Annotated in this window: 15 protein-coding genes; 5 read left to right on the plus strand and 10 right to left on the minus strand. The window is 62.9% G+C overall.

Features of this window, described 5'->3' with window-relative positions; translation table 11 throughout:
* Positions 1 to 376: 376 nt before the first annotated feature.
* From O6W96_RS17960 to O6W96_RS17985, 6 genes are all read right to left on the minus strand, one after another.
* The gene (locus O6W96_RS17960; protein WP_353470785.1) at positions 377 to 916 is read right to left on the minus strand and encodes a pseudouridine synthase; all 540 of its coding nucleotides are present in this window, start codon (positions 914 to 916) and stop codon (positions 377 to 379) included.
* Positions 917 to 1,115: 199 nt separating this feature from the next.
* Positions 1,116 to 2,018: a DUF5677 domain-containing protein gene (locus O6W96_RS17965; RefSeq protein WP_353470786.1), complete on the minus strand. Its 903-nt coding sequence runs from the start codon at positions 2,016 to 2,018 to the stop codon at positions 1,116 to 1,118.
* Between the two features lie 128 nt (positions 2,019 to 2,146).
* Complete coding sequence (gene rpoD, locus O6W96_RS17970) at positions 2,147 to 4,174, minus strand: RNA polymerase sigma factor RpoD (RefSeq protein WP_332754356.1); 2,028 nt, start codon at positions 4,172 to 4,174, stop codon at positions 2,147 to 2,149.
* Positions 4,174 to 6,048 carry a DNA primase gene (gene dnaG, locus O6W96_RS17975; RefSeq protein ID WP_353470787.1) on the minus strand — a complete coding sequence of 625 codons (1,875 nt, stop codon included), beginning with the start codon at positions 6,046 to 6,048 and terminating at the stop codon, positions 4,174 to 4,176. The genes rpoD and dnaG overlap by 1 nt, the downstream gene beginning before the upstream one ends.
* Positions 6,048 to 6,530, minus strand: a complete 483-nt coding sequence (locus O6W96_RS17980; protein WP_353470788.1) for an endonuclease domain-containing protein — start codon at positions 6,528 to 6,530, stop codon at positions 6,048 to 6,050. The genes dnaG and O6W96_RS17980 overlap by 1 nt, the downstream gene beginning before the upstream one ends.
* Complete coding sequence (locus O6W96_RS17985) at positions 6,531 to 6,983, minus strand: GatB/YqeY domain-containing protein (protein WP_353470789.1); 453 nt, start codon at positions 6,981 to 6,983, stop codon at positions 6,531 to 6,533.
* 140 nt (positions 6,984 to 7,123) lie between these two features.
* Between O6W96_RS17985 and O6W96_RS17990 the strand changes: the two genes are divergently transcribed.
* The 5 genes from O6W96_RS17990 to O6W96_RS18010 all read left to right on the plus strand — a co-directional run bounded on the left by O6W96_RS17990 (position 7,124) and on the right by O6W96_RS18010 (position 13,549).
* Positions 7,124 to 8,428 (plus strand): carbamoyl phosphate synthase small subunit, encoded by a 1,305-nt coding sequence (locus O6W96_RS17990; protein WP_353470790.1) that lies wholly within the window; start codon positions 7,124 to 7,126, stop codon positions 8,426 to 8,428.
* The gene (locus tag O6W96_RS17995; RefSeq protein ID WP_353470791.1) at positions 8,428 to 9,009 is read left to right on the plus strand and encodes a hypothetical protein; all 582 of its coding nucleotides are present in this window, start codon (positions 8,428 to 8,430) and stop codon (positions 9,007 to 9,009) included. Before O6W96_RS17990 ends, O6W96_RS17995 begins: the two co-directional genes overlap by 1 nt.
* On the plus strand, positions 9,009 to 12,341 hold the full coding sequence (gene carB, locus O6W96_RS18000) for a carbamoyl-phosphate synthase large subunit (protein ID WP_353470792.1): 3,333 nt from the start codon (positions 9,009 to 9,011) through the stop codon (positions 12,339 to 12,341). Before O6W96_RS17995 ends, carB begins: the two co-directional genes overlap by 1 nt.
* A gap of 75 nt (positions 12,342 to 12,416) precedes the next feature.
* Positions 12,417 to 12,893 (plus strand): transcription elongation factor GreA, encoded by a 477-nt coding sequence (greA, locus tag O6W96_RS18005; protein ID WP_056052861.1) that lies wholly within the window; start codon positions 12,417 to 12,419, stop codon positions 12,891 to 12,893.
* 5 nt (positions 12,894 to 12,898) lie between these two features.
* Positions 12,899 to 13,549: a rhomboid family intramembrane serine protease gene (locus O6W96_RS18010; protein WP_093399389.1), complete on the plus strand. Its 651-nt coding sequence runs from the start codon at positions 12,899 to 12,901 to the stop codon at positions 13,547 to 13,549.
* Positions 13,550 to 14,174: 625 nt separating this feature from the next.
* Here the strand turns inward: O6W96_RS18010 and O6W96_RS18015 are convergent.
* The 4 genes from O6W96_RS18015 to O6W96_RS18030 all read right to left on the minus strand — a co-directional run bounded on the left by O6W96_RS18015 (position 14,175) and on the right by O6W96_RS18030 (position 15,673).
* Entirely contained in the window at positions 14,175 to 14,402 is a 228-nt protein-coding gene (locus O6W96_RS18015) for a DUF4170 domain-containing protein (RefSeq protein WP_056051043.1), read from the minus strand.
* A 64-nt stretch (positions 14,403 to 14,466) separates the two neighbouring features.
* Positions 14,467 to 14,946: a hypothetical protein gene (locus tag O6W96_RS18020; protein ID WP_060526862.1), complete on the minus strand. Its 480-nt coding sequence runs from the start codon at positions 14,944 to 14,946 to the stop codon at positions 14,467 to 14,469.
* 104 nt (positions 14,947 to 15,050) lie between these two features.
* The gene (locus tag O6W96_RS18025) at positions 15,051 to 15,323 is read right to left on the minus strand and encodes a hypothetical protein (RefSeq protein WP_056486297.1); all 273 of its coding nucleotides are present in this window, start codon (positions 15,321 to 15,323) and stop codon (positions 15,051 to 15,053) included.
* Positions 15,320 to 15,673 carry a phage holin family protein gene (locus tag O6W96_RS18030; protein ID WP_353470793.1) on the minus strand — a complete coding sequence of 118 codons (354 nt, stop codon included), beginning with the start codon at positions 15,671 to 15,673 and terminating at the stop codon, positions 15,320 to 15,322. Before O6W96_RS18030 ends, O6W96_RS18025 begins: the two co-directional genes overlap by 4 nt.
* Between the last annotated feature and the right edge of the window lies 1 nt (position 15,674).

A 15,674-nucleotide genomic window follows, 5' to 3' on the forward strand; every position in this document is an offset into this window, starting at 1 on the left:
CATCGCCATCGCATCATGCAACCTCGGCGCGTCACGCAACGCGCCGTCATCCCCGCGGAGGCGGGGATCCATATCCTCGGGGGCCAGTGATCATGGTGCGAGGCCAGCCAGTATGGGTTCCCGCCTCCGCGGCAATGACGAGGCTTGGGCGGGCGTGACGTAACCCCCGCCGCCCCGTCATCCTGACGAAAGTCAGGACCCAGGATCACGAACGCCGCGCTGCTTGGCTCTGGGTCCTGACTTTCGTCAGGATGACGGCGTGGGTGGGGAGGCGTTCCGCTTGTAATAACGACCGCTGCCGTCTGTAGGTCGTGCCCGTGGAGCGTACCCGCCTCCGGTGGCCCCCGCGCACCCGTCAGCCCGCCTCAAGCGCCCGTCAGGCGTCGCGCCACGTGCCGGGCTCCAGACCCGCCACGGTCCAGTCGCCGATGCTCCACCGGACCAGCCGCAGCGTGGGGTGGTCGATCGCGGCGGTCATGCGGCGGACTTGGCGGTTGCGGCCTTCGCGGATCGTTATCTTCAGCCAGCAATCGGGGATGCTCGCGCGGACCCGGATCGGCGGCACGCGCGGCCAGAGGTCGGGCGCGGCGATCCGCTCGACGTCGGCGCGGGCAGGGCCGTCCTTCAGCAGGACCCCGCTCCGCAACCGATCGAGCGCGTCCTCGCCGGCATCGCCCTCGACCTGCACGAGATAGGTCTTGGCCAGCTTGAACTTCGGGTCCGCGATCCGCGCCTGGAGGCGGCCGTCGTCGGTCAGCAGCAGCAGCCCTTCGCTATCGCGGTCGAGCCGCCCCGCCGGATAGACGTCCGGCACATCGACGAACTGCGACAACGTCGCGCGCGGGGTCGGACTGCTCACGTCGGTGAACTGGCTGAGGACGTCGTACGGTTTGTTGAACAGGATAATGCGGGGCATGGCGGGTCTTTAGAGTCGTGATATTGATCGGTAGCGCGGACCGCCGGTTAGCGAAAGCAGTACTCCGTCGGTCGTGTGACCATTTACGAGCACGGTTGCGACTGCTGGTTGCGTGGACGACTTTCATAGTCCGCTACCGTAACAATAAACTTTCGCTAATCGAAAAATATATTAACCGTCTCGTTAAAACACGATCCACCTACACGGGTCGGCGATGATTGCGCGGCTTGCGTCTGCCTTGAGCTACTTCAACGTTTTCTTCAATTTGTTGCGGGGTGAGGTGCGGAGGCCTCGTCTCCGCGTCCGGAAATATCAGAAGGTGCTCGTCGATAACTTGATTGAGGCACTCCCAGGCGGCGTTGATCGCGAACAGCATGTAACGTTTCTCGTGCTTAGTTTCGACTCCAGAACCGCGATCATGTTCCATTATTCTATAGAATGCCATTGGACCAGTATGAGTATGTTGACTCAGAAAACGATATAGCAAACGGAACTGATTTGGATCGTTTTCCATCTGGATGAGTACGTCATCTTGAATAAACGGGGTTTTCTCGCCTCTTAGTGCAACGCGTCTTTGTTTGGCATCATACCTTTGCAAAAAGGTGTTTTCGTCAAACTGACGTACTAGGTCCTCACAAACCTCACTAGTATCTTTGAAATCATCGGGAAACAGGCGCCGACGAGATCCATAATCGTGAAGGTATAGCAGGATAAATCTGCCCTTTCGTTCGTCATCGTCGACTTTGTCTCCGCAAAGCCAATTATAGACAATGGCAGCTTCCAATAGCACGCGAGCCAATGATGCGACTGCGCCAAAATCCCAGTGCTCTCGTGGCTTTGGGTCTGGGAGTAAAATGTCTAAACTTTTCGCTGTAACACTTAGTCTCATGAAGAGAATGGAAGACCAAAACATTCGGTTCCCGGTTGATGGTATACCACCTGACCCTCTTGATATGCGCTCTGCTCGTTTGATCAGTTTTCGAAATTCGCTTCGGGCTTTGAGATATAATGCGGTTAAATCTGGCGCGGCCAAATCAGAAAGAGACGAGTATTGATTGTCCGAATTGAGTGTATCGGTTTGTGGGGCTTCTGGAACATGCATGATTTTAGTTTAAAATAAGATGCACGAAAACGCGATCGTTCGTTGAACCGACGTCTCGGTCTTCTTGTAAAGAAAAGACCGCGGTGTTTCCACCGCGGCCCATTCGTTCGATCAGAAATCCGCAACCCTTACTGGTCGAGGAAGCTGCGCATCTTCCGTGACCGGCTCGGATGCTTCAGCTTCCGCAGCGCCTTCGCCTCGATCTGGCGGATGCGCTCGCGGGTGACCGAGAACTGCTGGCCGACTTCCTCGAGCGTGTGGTCGGTGTTCATGCCGATACCGAAGCGCATGCGCAGCACGCGCTCCTCGCGCGGGGTGAGCGACGCCAGCACCCGCGTCACCGTCTCCTTGAGGTTCGCCTGGATCGCGGCGTCCACCGGGATGATCGCGTTCTTGTCCTCGATGAAGTCGCCGAGATGCGAATCCTCCTCGTCGCCGATCGGCGTTTCGAGGCTGATCGGCTCCTTGGCGATCTTCATCACCTTGCGGACCTTCTCCAGCGGCATAGAGAGGCGCTCGGCCATCTCCTCCGGGGTCGGTTCGCGGCCCTGCTCGTGGAGGAACTGGCGGCTGGTGCGGACCAGCTTGTTGATCGTCTCGATCATATGGACAGGAATACGGATCGTCCGCGCCTGGTCGGCGATCGAGCGGGTGATCGCCTGGCGGATCCACCACGTCGCATAGGTGCTGAACTTGTAGCCGCGGCGATACTCGAACTTGTCGACCGCCTTCATCAGGCCGATATTGCCCTCCTGGATGAGATCCAGGAACTGCAGGCCGCGGTTGGTGTATTTCTTGGCGATCGAGATCACCAGCCGCAGGTTCGCCTCGACCATCTCCTTCTTGGCGATCCGCGCCTCGCGCTCGCCCTTCTGGACCATGTTGACGATCCGGCGGAACTCGGTGAGCGCCATGCCGGTCTGCTGCGTGATGTCGGCGATCTCGGCACGGATGCGCTCGACCGCCTCGCCCTCGTTCGCGACGAACGCGGTCCACTTCTTGTCGACCTTGTTGACCGTCGTCAGCCAGTTCTCGTCGATCTCGTGACCGATATAGCGATCGAGGAAGTCCTTGCGCGGCACCTTATGGCGCTCGGCGAGGCGCAGCATCTGGCCGCCCAGCGCGGTCAGGCGACGGTTATAGGCATAGAGCTGATCGACCAGATATTCGATCTTGGCGTTGTGGAACTGGACGCTCTCGACCTCGGCGGTGAGTTCCTCGCGCAGCTTCTGATACTTGCGCTCGTCGGCCGCGGAGAAATCGCCGCCGATGCCCATCGCGTCGACGCGCGACTGCTGGATCTTGCTGAACTTCTTGTAGAGCGCGGTGATGCTGGCGAACCGCTCGAGCGCGATCGGCTTGAGCTGTTCCTCCATCTGCGCGAGGCTGAGGGTGTTGTCCTCCTCCTCGTCGTCCGATGCGCGCGGGGCCCGGCGCTCGCCGTCCTCGTCCTCGTCGGCGGACGGCTCTTCGGGCTCGGCCTCTTCCTTGAACGAAGGGCCGGCGTTCTTCTCGCTGATCTCGCCGTCGTCGGCTTCGCCGTCCTCGGCCATCGCTTCCGGCGCGGGGTCCTTCGACAGCATCGCGTCGAGATCCATGATCTCGCGCAGCTGCATCGTGCCCTCGTTCAGCGCGGTCGACCAGTCGATGATCGCGTTGAAGGTGATCGGCGATTCGCACAGGCCGAGGATCATCGTGTCGCGACCCGCCTCGATGCGCTTGGCGATCGCGATCTCGCCCTCGCGGCTGAGCAACTCGACCGCGCCCATCTCGCGCAGGTACATGCGGACCGGATCGTCGGTGCGATCGATGGTCTCTTTCTTCTTCTCGATCGCGGGGCCTGTGTCGGCATCCGCGTCGGCGGCCTCCGGCTCGTCCTCGTCGTCCTTGGCGGGCTCGGTCTCGCCGTCCTCGCCGGCTTCGTCGTTCTCGACGATGTTGATGCCCATCTCGCTCAGCGCGGCGCTGATGTCCTCGATCTGGTCGGACGACATCTCGCCCTGCGGCAGCGCTTCGTTGAGCTGCTCATAGGTGATGTAGCCGCGCTTCTTGGCGCGCGCGATGACCTTCTTGATCGACGCATCGTTCATGTCGATCAGCGGCGCATCGCCGGTTTCGTTCGTATCGGCGGGTTCCGCCATGTTCGCCTTAGCCATCAATCGCCCTCGGTACCCAACGCTCGGGCGTCTTCGTTCGACTGTACAAGATTTGCAAGTCGGACTTCCAACGCCTGTTTCTCTCTTACCATAGCCACTTGTCGTTCGAACGCATCTTCGGTGAAGTGCGTCTGCATCGCCGCGGTCGCCTGCTTGAGTGCCGCGTCTACCTCAGGGCGGGCGACCATGATCGCGATCGCCTCGTCGAGGTCGGCACGGACGCGGGCTGGATCGGCCGTGGTCTGCGTGAACGAATAGGGCATCGTATCGGCTCTCAACAGGTCACTCGCGACTGAATTGAAACCGGACCTCGCCAATATGGTGAGCAAGCGCCCGCTATCAAGCTTCTGGTCCTCAAGTGCAACATCTACGACCGCTTCGAACAATCGCCCGAGCGCGCCGTCGATCATTTGCAGCGAGCCGAGCACCTCCATGTGACGCGCGATCTCGACCGGGTGGCGGATCAGGCCGGCGAGCACCGCCTTGGCCAGGACGCGGTCGATGCCGGTGGCGAGGAAGGCCTTCGCGTCTTCGGTCACCGGTGCTGCGGGGGGCTTCCAGCCGCCCTTGGGGCGCTCGCCGCGCGGCACGAAGGGCGCGCGCACCGGTTTGAAATGCTCGTAGAAGCGGTTCTTGAACTCGGCGTGGTATTGCTGCTTCACCGACGGGTCGGCGATGCCTTCGGCGAGTTCGTGGAGGCGGCGCTTGAGGCCGGCGCGCTGTTCGGGGGTGTCGAGCGCCTCGGCAGCGACTTCGGACGCCCAGAGCCGGTCGACGAGCTGTTCGGGGGTTTTCAGCAAGGCCTCGAACGCACCGGGGCCGCCGGCGCGAACGAGGTCGTCGGGGTCCTGGCCTTGCGGGAGCGTGACGAAGGCGAGGCTGCGGCCGGGCGCGAGGAGCGGGAGCGCGCGGTGGGCGGCCCGGAGCGACGCCTTCTGGCCGGCGCCGTCGCCATCGAAGCAGAGCAGCGGCACGTCGACCATCCGCCACAGCCGTTCGAGCTGTGCTTCGGTCAATGCCGTGCCGAGCGGCGCGACCGCTTCGCCGAAGCCGGCCTGGGCGAGCGCGATGACGTCCATATAGCCCTCGACCACCAGTACGCGGCCGGACTTGCGCGAGGCGGGGGCGGCCTTGTCGAGGTTGTAGAGCGTGCGGCCCTTGTCGAAGAGCGGGGTGTCGGGGGAGTTGAGGTATTTCGGCTCGCCGCCGTCGAGCACGCGTCCGCCGAACGCGATCGTCCGGCCGCGGGGGTCGCGGATCGGGATCATCAGCCGGCCGCGGAACCGGTCGTACGGGTCCTTTCCCGAGCCAAATTCCTTGGGCTCGATGAGCATGCCGGACTCGACCAGCATCGGGTCGCCATAGTCCTTCAGCGCGGCCTTGAGCTTGCCGCGGCTGTCGGGGGCGAATCCCATGCCGAACGCGCGCGCCGTCTCGGGCCTGATCCCGCGGCGGTCGAGCAGGGCGCGGGCTTCGGTGCCGGGGAGGCCGTTCAGCTGTTCCGTGAACCAGTCGGCGGCGTCGGACATGACCTCGTGCAGGCCCTTGGCGCGTTCGGCCTTGGCGGCGGACTGGCGGTCCATCGCGGGCATGTCCATCCCGGTGGCCTGGGCAAGTTCCTTTACCGCATCCATGAAGGGGAGGCCGCGCTGGTCGGTCATCCACTTGATCGCGTCGCCATGCGCGGAGCAGCCGAAGCAATGGTAGAAGCCCTTGTCGTCGTTGACGTAGAAGGAGGGGGTCTTCTCGTTGTGGAACGGGCAGCAGCCCTTGTGCTCGCGCCCGGCCTTGGTGAGCTTGGTGGTCCTGCCGACGAGCGCCGAGAGCGAGGTGCGGGCGCGGAGTTCGTCGAGGAATTGTGGGGTTAGGGCCACTAGATTGTCCCACCCACGACAGAGCTCCCCCGCCCGCTTGCGGGAGGGGGCTGGGGGGTGGGCACGCGCTCGGTTCCGATCGCAGCGGTCAGAATGGTCTCCAATACGCTGGCCATGTTCGAGGTCAGATCGTTGTTCCAGAAGCGGACGACGCGGTAGCCGGCGGCTTCGAGCGCTTGCGTCCGCTTAACGTCATAGGTTGCCGCTTCGACGTGCTGGCTGCCGTCGAGCTCGACGATCAGCTTGTGCGAGCGGCATGCGAAGTCCGCGAAGAAGCCTGCGATCGGCATTTGGCGGCTGAACTTCAGGTCCTGCAGCCTCGAGCTTTTAAGTTGCCGCCATAACATCTGCTCGGCATTCGTCGCTTCGTTGCGGAGGTCTCGCGCCCTCTCGGTTGGTCGGTCCAGACGATGGTGCGGGCCCACCCCTCGGTCCCCTCCCGCTTGCGGGAGGGGAGGAAGAAGGGGTTCGCGCTTATCCATTTAAGACAGCGCTGCCTTTACCAGGCCGCTCGCCTTGCTCATGTCCAGTTCGCTTGCGTGGCGTGCCTTCAGCTCCGCCATCACGCGGCCCATGTCCTTCATGCCGGTGGCGCCAAGTTCCGCCTTGATCGCCAGGATCGCTGCGGTCGTTTCCGCCTCGCTCATCTGCTGGGGGAGGAAGCGTTCGATCACCGCGACCTCGGCGGTCTCCGCATCGGCGAGCTCCTGGCGGCCGCCCTTCGAGAACATCTCGATCGACTCGCGGCGCTGCTTGACCATCTTCTGCAGCACTTCGACCACCAGCGCGTCGTCGCTCTCGGGGGCCTTGCCAGTGCGCGCCTCAATGTCGCGGTTCTTGATCGCGGCCTGGATCAACGAGATAGCGTTGCGGCTCTGCTTGTCGCCGGCCTTCATGGCGGTCAGCTGCGCAGCCTTGATGTCGTCGCGAATCATGTACTGGTCTTTCAGGCGGTTCGGGATAGCCCGACGGGATAGCGCGTCCGCCGTCCGTTTAACAGATTGACGCTGCGGCACGCCGGCCTTAGCGGACACCACTTAGCGACATCGTCAACGTAAAGAGAGTGCCCAGCCTGATGGCCGACACCAATCCAATAGCCATGCCTGCTGGAGCTACAGGCGTCCTCGTCCTCGCCAATGGCGACGTGATCTGGGGTCGCGGGTTCGGCGCAGAGGGCAGTGCGGTCGGCGAAGTGTGCTTCCACACCGCGATGACCGGCTATCAGGAGGTGCTGACCGACCCGTCGTTCGCGGGGCAGATGATCTGCTTCACGTTTCCACATATCGGCAATGTCGGCGCGAACCCCGACGACGTCGAGGCGGACGACCCGCACGCGCTCGGCATCATCGTCCGCGAAGACGTGACGCAGCCGTCGAGCTTTCGCGCGGTCGAGGGTCTCGACGGCTGGATGAAGCGGCATGCGCGGATCGGCCTTTCGGGGGTCGATACGCGCGCGCTGACGCGGCGGATCCGGGTGGCGGGGGCGCCTAATGGGGTGATCGCGCATTCGGCTAGCGGCGAGTTCGACGTGGCTGCGTTGCTGGCGATGGCGCGGGCGTGGCCGGGGCTTGAGGGCATGGACCTCGCCAAGGACGTGTCCACGAGCATGCATTATGGCTGGGGTGAGGATGCTCCGGGCGGTGTCTGGAAGCTGGGCTTCGGCTATTCTTCTTCCCCCCTCCCGCAAGCGGGAGGGGCCGGGGGTGGGCTCCCGGCCTCCTCGACAGACAGCGGTGCGGTTGAGAACTCCTCGACCGTCCCCCCGGCAGGTGAGCGCGAGCCCACCCCTCAATCCCCTCCCGCAAGCGGGAGGGGAGGCCAGAAGCCCCACGTCGTCGCGATCGATTATGGCAGCAAGCGCAATATCTTCCGCAACCTCGTCGAGGCAGGCGCGAAGGTCTCCGTCGTAAGCGCCACCGCCAGCTTCGACGACGTGATGGCGCTCGCCCCCGACGGCATCTTCCTGTCGAACGGCCCCGGCGATCCCGCTGCGACCGCCGAATACGCGGTGCCGGTGATCCGCCAGTTGCTGGAGACGGGCAAGCCGCTGTTCGGCATATGCCTCGGCCACCAGTTGCTCGGCCTCGCGGTCGGCGCGACCACGACCAAGATGTTCCAGGGCCACCGCGGCGCCAACCACCCGGTCAAGCGCCTATCCGACGGCGCGGTCGAGATCACCAGCATGAACCACGGCTTCGCAGTCGAGCGCGACAGCCTGCCGGCGAACGTCCGCGAGACGCATGTGTCGCTGTTCGACGGATCGAACGCGGGGCTGGAACTGACCGACCGAAACGCGTTCAGCGTGCAGTATCATCCCGAGGCAAGCCCGGGTCCGCAGGATAGCCTGTATCTGTTCGATCGTTTTGTAAGGCTGCTATGATGCAGAAAATGTTCGTGGAATGGAAGGAAAGCGTTCTTCTGTATCTGTATGAGCATCTAAATACTGAAGGTACTAGAACACACGTTGCCCCATCAGAAATTAGGAAGGGGCTTTCTAATGGCATTACCGAGAAGTATCTCGCCAGAGTTATAGAAAGCCTTGTTGAGGACGGTACTGTAGTTCGCGATCCTGATTACTGGTTATTCACGATTTCAAATAATGGTTTGTTAGAAGTCGAAATTGCTCTTGGTGAGGGTGGGAAGGTTCCGGCATCGGACCGCTCCGTAAGTTTGAATCATAATCAAATTTTGACGATCGAAAAACCGATTGATGATGTTTTAGTTGCTTTAACGGCTGATAATGGCGATCCCGACTCACCAGGGTTGCGTGAGCGTTTGATAGGTCAAATTAAGGCCGGTCTAGAATTAATTAGAGCTGGCGAATTCAGACTTTATCTTTTGCAAGTAACGTTGATTCAAGCTTTGTCTGAACTGATTGCAAAATATAAAAACCCATCAATAGTTGCGCTTGCTAATGCCCTTCTTGGGGCGTTGGTCGGCCAGATAGTACAGGCAAGCTAATGCCAAAACGCACCGACATCTCCTCGATCCTCGTCATCGGCGCAGGACCCATCGTCATCGGCCAGGCGTGCGAGTTCGATTATTCGGGCACGCAGGCGATCAAGGCGTTGAAGGAGGAGGGCTATCGTATCGTCCTCGTCAATTCGAACCCCGCCACGATCATGACCGATCCCGAGCTGGCCGACGCGACCTATGTCGAGCCGATCACGCCCGCGATCGTCGCCAAGATCATCGAGAAGGAGCGCCCGGACGCGATCCTGCCGACGATGGGCGGGCAGACCGCGCTGAATACCGCGCTCGCGCTGTTCCATGACGGTACGCTCGAGAAGTTCGGCGTGACGATGATCGGGGCGGATGCCGATGCGATCGACATGGCGGAGGACCGGCTGAAGTTCCGCGACGCGATGGACCGGATCGGGCTGGAAAGCGCGCGCTCGGCGATCGCACATACTGTCGAGGAAGCGCTCGAAGGCCTTGAGAAGACGGGGCTTCCGTCGATCATCCGGCCGAGCTTCACGATGGGCGGCTCGGGTGGCGGCATCGCGTACAACCGCGAGGAGTTCATTGCGATCGTCCGCAACGGACTCGATCTGTCGCCGACCACCGAGGTGCTGATCGAGGAATCGCTGCTCGGCTGGAAAGAATACGAGATGGAGGTGGTGCGCGATCGCAACGACAACGCGATCATCATCTGCTCGATCGAGAACGTCGATCCGATGGGTGTCCACACCGGCGACTCGATCACGGTCGCGCCGGCGCTGACGCTGACCGACAAGGAATACCAGATCATGCGCAACGCATCGATCGCGGTGTTGCGTGAAATCGGTGTCGAAACAGGCGGTTCGAACGTCCAGTTCGCAGTCAATCCGAAGGACGGCCGGCTGGTCGTCATCGAGATGAACCCGCGCGTTTCGCGCTCGTCCGCGCTGGCGTCGAAGGCGACCGGTTTCCCGATCGCGAAGGTCGCGGCGAAGCTGGCGGTCGGCTACACGCTCGACGAGATCGAGAACGATATTACGGGGGCAACGCCTGCCGCGTTCGAGCCGACGATCGATTACGTCGTGACCAAGATTCCGCGGTTCGCGTTCGAGAAGTTCAAGGGCGCGTCGAACACGTTGGGCACCGCGATGAAGTCGGTCGGCGAAGTGATGGCGATCGGTCGCAACATCCACGAATCGATGCAGAAGGCGTTGCGTGGGCTCGAGACGGGTCTGTCGGGGTTCAATCAGGTCGATCATCTGGTCGGTGCGCCGCGTGCGGAGATCGAGGCGGCGCTGGCCGTCGCGACGCCGGACCGGTTGCTGGTGGCGGCGCAGGCTCTGCGCGAGGGCTTCACGGTCGCCGAGGTGCACGCGATCGCGAAGTATGATCCGTGGTTCCTGGAGCGGATCGCCGAGATCATCGCGGCCGAGGCCGAGGTGATGAAGGACGGCCTGCCGATCGACGCGCCCGGTATGCGCCGCCTGAAGAGCATGGGGTTCAGCGACAAGCGGCTCGCATGGCTGGCGCTGCAATCCGCCAATCTGCGGGGCATGAACCGCGGGATCGCGCGCGGCTCGGGGCTGATCCACGAGGTCGTCAAGGCGATGACCGGCGGCGTGACCGAGGAGGAGGTGCGCCAGCATCGCCTGAAGCTCGGCGTGCGGCCGGTGTTCAAGCGGATCGATACGTGCGCGGCCGAATTCGATGCGAAGACGCCGTATATGTATTCGACGTACGAGGCGCCGAGCTTCGGCGAGCCCGAGAACGAGTCCGAGCCGACCGACCGGAAGAAGATCGTGATCCTTGGCGGCGGGCCGAACCGGATCGGGCAGGGGATCGAGTTCGATTATTGCTGCTGCCATGCGTGCTTCGCGCTCGCGGATGCGGGCTATGAGACGATCATGGTCAACTGCAACCCGGAGACGGTGTCGACCGACTACGATACGTCGGACCGGTTGTATTTCGAGCCGCTGACCGCGGAGGACGTGCTGGAGATCCTGCATGTCGAGCAGCAGAACGGCACGCTTGTGGGGGTGATCGTGCAGTTCGGTGGGCAGACTCCGTTGAACTTGGCGCGGGCGCTCGAGGCTGCGGGTATTCCGATCCTCGGGACGACGCCGGATGCTATCGATCTGGCGGAGGACCGTGAGCGGTTCGCGGCGTTGATCACCAAGCTCGGGCTGTTGCAGCCGGCCAATGGCCTCGCGCGGAGTCGGGACGAGGCGGTCGCGGCGGCGGAGCGGATCGGCTATCCGGTGCTGATGCGGCCTTCGTATGTGCTGGGCGGGCGGGCGATGGAGATCGTCGATACGATCGGGCAGCTCGAGCATTACATCGCGACCGCGGTGCAGGTGTCGGGCGACTCGCCGGTGCTGATCGACCAGTACCTCCGCGATGCGATCGAGGTCGATGTCGACGCGATCTGCGACGGGACCGACGTGGTGGTCGCGGGCGTGTTGCAGCATATCGAGGAGGCGGGTGTCCATTCGGGCGACTCGGCGTGCTCGATCCCGCCATATTCGCTGTCGGCGGAGATCATCGCCGAGATCGAGCGGCAGACGGTGGCGCTTGCGCATGCCTTGTCGGTGGTCGGGCTGATGAACATCCAGTTCGCGGTGAAGGATGGGCTGGTCTACCTCATCGAGGTCAACCCGCGCGCGTCGCGCACCGTGCCGTTCGTCGCCAAGGCGATCGGTGCGCCGATCGCCAAGATCGCCGCGCGCGTGATGGCGGGCGAGAAGCTGGTCAATTTGCCGAAGATCGACCGGCATATCGACTATTATGCGGTGAAGGAGGCGGTGTTCCCCTTCAACAAGTTCCCCGGCGTCGATCCGGTGCTGTCACCGGAAATGAAGTCGACCGGCGAAGTCATGGGAATCGATCCCGATTTCACGATCGCATTCGCCAAGGCGCAGCTTGGCGCGGGGACGATCCTGCCGACCAAGGGCAATGTCTTCGTCAGCGTGAAGGACGGCGACAAGGCAATGATCGTCGAGGCTGTGAAGGCGCTGATCGATACGGGCTTCTCGATCGTCGCGACCGGCGGCACCGCGGATCATCTGGCGCGCGCCGGCTTGCCGGTCGAGAAGGTCAACAAGGTCGCGCAGGGTCGGCCGCATATCGTCGACCGGATCAAGGACGGCGATATCGCGCTGATCTTCAACACTACCGAGGGGTGGCAGAGCCTGAAGGACTCGCAGCCGATCCGGGCTTCCGCGCTGGGACAACGCATTCCGTACTTCACGACCGCGCCCGCTTCGCTCGAAGCGGCGAAGGCGATCGCCAAGCTTTCGACGCACAGCCTTGAAGTACGGCCGCTGCAATCCTATTATTCGCAGTCGCACGACTGATCCCGACATGAGAATGATGTGTGGGCGGGGCTGGTACAGGGCCTCGCGCGGGGAAATGGATTTGGGGACGAGATGATGGCGACCGTCGAAAAGATGCCGATGCTGCAGGAAGGCTATGAGACGCTGAGCGCGGATCTGAAGCGCCTGAAAGCCGAACGTCCGACGATCGTCGACGCGATCGAAGAGGCGCGCGCGCACGGCGATCTGAGCGAGAACGCGGAATATCATGCCGCGAAGGAGCGTCAGGGCCAGGTCGAGGCATCGATCTCGGACATCGAGGACAAGCTGAGCCGCGCGCAGATCATCGACCCGAAGGACCTGTCGGGCGACAAGGTCGTGTTCGGCGCGACGGTGACGTTGCTCGACGAAAACGACAAGCCGGTGAAGTATCAGATCGTCGGCCAGACCGAGGCTAACGCTAAGACCGGGCGGATCTCGTATAATTCGCCGCTGGGTCGCGGGCTGATTGGGCGGAAACTCGACGAAGAGGTCGAGGTTACGGTGCCGGCCGGCGAGCGGTATTACGTCGTCTCCAAGATCGAGTTCATCTGAGCCTCATGCAATTCTTCGAGACGCGGGCGACGGCGATCATCACGATCGTGACGGTCATCGTCTCGGGATTCCTGGTGCTGAGCGGGTCGCTTGGGTACTGGGCGGTGAATGCCGGGTTCATCCCGTTGCGGATGACCGATCTCGGTATTCCGAGCGAACATATGTTCGTCGTGCCGTCCTGGGCGACGCCGCTGACCGCGACGTTGATTCATGGCGGTTGGGCGCACATCGCGCTGAACCTCGTGATGCTGGTGTATTGCGGGCAGTTTGTCGAGAAGGCGCTGGGGACTGTCGGGTTGGTCGTTCTGTATGTGCTGGGCGCGTATGCGGCGGCGGCGGGGCATTGGGCGTTCGGGCCTGACTCTACCGCGCCCATGATTGGCGCTTCGGGCGCGATTTCGGCGGTCGTTGGGGCTTATGCGCTTTTGTATGGCGAGCGGCGGGCGCAGGCGATCGGGCCGGTGCCGGCTGGGGTCGTGCATGTAGTATGGCTGGCCGCGGCTTGGATCGGGATCCAGTTGCTGATGGGGCTGGCCGGGTTTGGCGCCTCGGTCGGGGCGAGTGGGCCGATTGCGATTGGCGCGCATATCGGCGGGTTTTTGGCAGGGCTGGTGCTGGCGCGGCCGTTGTTGCTCTGGCACTACCGCGCGGCTTGAGCGCCCTGTCCCTGACAAGCGCTCGCCGCCCCACGCTAGTCTACACCCACACCCACGCCCACACCTCCACCGTTCGTCCTGAGTAGCTGCTGAGCTTGTCGAAGCGGCGTATCGAAGGATATTGGCGCTCGGAACCCATGCTTCGATACGCGCCCTCGATACGGCTCTTTGAGCCTACTCGGTCTCTACTCAGCACGAACGGTAAGGGGGGAAGGGCGCGTTTGTACGCCTTCGTTGGCTGTACCGGCGAATGTCTACCCTATCTGGGGAGAGCGCCGGGTGAGCGGAATGCGTCAGTCAACGAGCCAACGCGATGGGTGCGGGGAGCACTGCTTGGCGTGCCCTCACCCATCGCCGCCTTTGGCGTCTCTCCCTCTCCCGACGGGAGAGGGAAGGGGCCCGCGGCTGCTTGGCCGTGGGAAGGGTGAGGGCAAGTTGTTTTGCGCTATGCCAGTTTCGCTAGGTCATGAGCACAAGCTTACGTTGGCGAATGCAGATGTGCTGCCACACATATCACCGTCATCCCTGCGAAGGCGGGGATCCATAGCCTATATCGCCGCGATCAGATCGCTACGTCAGCCAGTATGGGTTCCCGCCTCCGCGGGAATGACGGCTCAGGAGTAGTTCAGGCGACAGTGGCGCCCAGGTTCGGCTCGAGCATCCGGTGGAGGTGCACGACCACGAACTTCATCTCGGCGTCATCGACCGTACGCTGCGCCGCCGCACGCCAAGCCTTTTCGGCGCTAGCGTAATCCGGGAATACGCCGACGAACTCGATCTTGCTCAGATCGTTGAAATCCAGGGTGCGCGGGTCGCTGACGCGGCCGCCGAATACGAGGTGGAGCTTGCTCATGCGCTTGCTTTCCTAGGGAGGGGGTTGCCGCCTCCCTAGCGTGTTCGACCCGCGGTTTGAACCCTCAGACGGCAGGCTTTTGCGAAACCGCCTTCGCACCTGCGGTACCAGCGGTGGTGACCGCCTTGACGATACCCTCGAGCAAGCCCTTGGCCTGGTCGCGTGCATTGTCCTTGGTCAGGCCCAACTCGCCGAGTTCCGAACGACCGGCGTCCTTGGCGGCCGCGGTCGCCGCGACGAGCGTCTCGCTGAGGCGCTTGCCGACGGGGGCGAGCAGTTCCTTCTCGCGTGCAGACCGCGGAAGCAGCGCACCGGCGAGGGCACCGACAGCGAGGCCGCCGACTAGGATGCCGAGCGGGTTCGATTCGAGGTTGTTGACGACGCGCTTGGTCTTCTCGCGCGAGACTTCGAGAACCTCGGAAGCCTTGTCGCCGGCGTCGTGATAGACTTTCGATGCGGTCTCGCGGACCGTGTCGAGGCCTTCGCGCAGGCGGCTCTCGGTCTCGTGGGCGGCGTCGTTGGCAGTGGTCTTTGCGTCGGTCATGGAAAATGTCCTTCTGGTGGCAAGCTGCTCGCCGTTCAATGCAATGAGGGTTCAACGCGAGCCGGGACTTCAAGGTTTCAATATTGTGACCGTGGTCAGGGCGGTCACCGCCCGCGGCGGAAGAGTCCGACGATCCGGTGGCGCGCGAGGAACAGTCCGGCGACTGCGGCAAACCCCGCGGTCGGTCCCGGATTGCGCTTCACGGTCTCGACGCTGGCGCTGAGCGCGGCGGTGCCGGCATCGGCGACGTCGCGGCTGGCGTTCAGCGCGAGCTTCCGCGGATTGAGCCGGTCCTGCAACTGCCCGAGCGTCATCATGACGCGCTGGCGGGCGAGAGCCGATTCGATCTCTGCGGCGGCGACTTTGGCGGATGTCATGATACGGGCTCGCTCTTCGTCTGAAGCTTCGACTTGCCGATCATCGCCAGGATCGCCGCCACTGCGAGGACGGCCACCACGACGATGGCGGTCGCCCATCCTGGCCCCACCAGCGTCGCCACCGTCAAGATCGCACCGACCAGCAGTGCGATCAGCGCGGCCAAAGCCAGCACGCCGGCGACCGCGAAGAACATCGCGGCCGACTTGTACGCGCTGGCGGTCTCCCCGAACTTCGCCTTGTAGACAGCGACTTCCGCGGTCGCGAGGCTCTTCGTCTCGGTCGCCAGGCGACCGACGATCGACACGAGGCTCTCGTCTTCGCCGGTCGTGAACGTCAGTGGATCGACCAAG

The organism is Sphingomonas faeni, from assembly GCF_040407495.1.
GTDB classification, from domain to species: Bacteria; Pseudomonadota; Alphaproteobacteria; order Sphingomonadales; family Sphingomonadaceae; genus Sphingomonas; species Sphingomonas faeni_D.

Excerpts from the sequence above, each read along its gene's own strand:
- O6W96_RS18025 (WP_056486297.1), bottom strand. The coding sequence starts at position 15,323 with ATGACATCCGCCAAAGTCGCCGCCGCAGAGATCGAATCGGCTCTCGCC.
- carB (WP_353470792.1), top strand. The coding sequence starts at position 9,009 with ATGCCAAAACGCACCGACATCTCCTCGATCCTCGTCATCGGCGCAGGA.
- O6W96_RS18010 (WP_093399389.1), top strand. The coding sequence starts at position 12,899 with ATGCAATTCTTCGAGACGCGGGCGACGGCGATCATCACGATCGTGACG.
- O6W96_RS18015 (WP_056051043.1), bottom strand. The coding sequence starts at position 14,402 with ATGAGCAAGCTCCACCTCGTATTCGGCGGCCGCGTCAGCGACCCGCGC.
- O6W96_RS18020 (WP_060526862.1), bottom strand. The coding sequence starts at position 14,946 with ATGACCGACGCAAAGACCACTGCCAACGACGCCGCCCACGAGACCGAG.
- O6W96_RS17965 (WP_353470786.1), bottom strand. The coding sequence starts at position 2,018 with ATGCATGTTCCAGAAGCCCCACAAACCGATACACTCAATTCGGACAAT.
- O6W96_RS17995 (WP_353470791.1), top strand. The coding sequence starts at position 8,428 with ATGCAGAAAATGTTCGTGGAATGGAAGGAAAGCGTTCTTCTGTATCTG.
- O6W96_RS17990 (WP_353470790.1), top strand. The coding sequence starts at position 7,124 with ATGGCCGACACCAATCCAATAGCCATGCCTGCTGGAGCTACAGGCGTC.
- O6W96_RS17985 (WP_353470789.1), bottom strand. The coding sequence starts at position 6,983 with ATGATTCGCGACGACATCAAGGCTGCGCAGCTGACCGCCATGAAGGCC.
- O6W96_RS17960 (WP_353470785.1), bottom strand. The coding sequence starts at position 916 with ATGCCCCGCATTATCCTGTTCAACAAACCGTACGACGTCCTCAGCCAG.
- O6W96_RS17980 (WP_353470788.1), bottom strand. The coding sequence starts at position 6,530 with ATGGATAAGCGCGAACCCCTTCTTCCTCCCCTCCCGCAAGCGGGAGGG.
- greA (WP_056052861.1), top strand. The coding sequence starts at position 12,417 with ATGGCGACCGTCGAAAAGATGCCGATGCTGCAGGAAGGCTATGAGACG.
- rpoD (WP_332754356.1), bottom strand. The coding sequence starts at position 4,174 with ATGGCTAAGGCGAACATGGCGGAACCCGCCGATACGAACGAAACCGGC.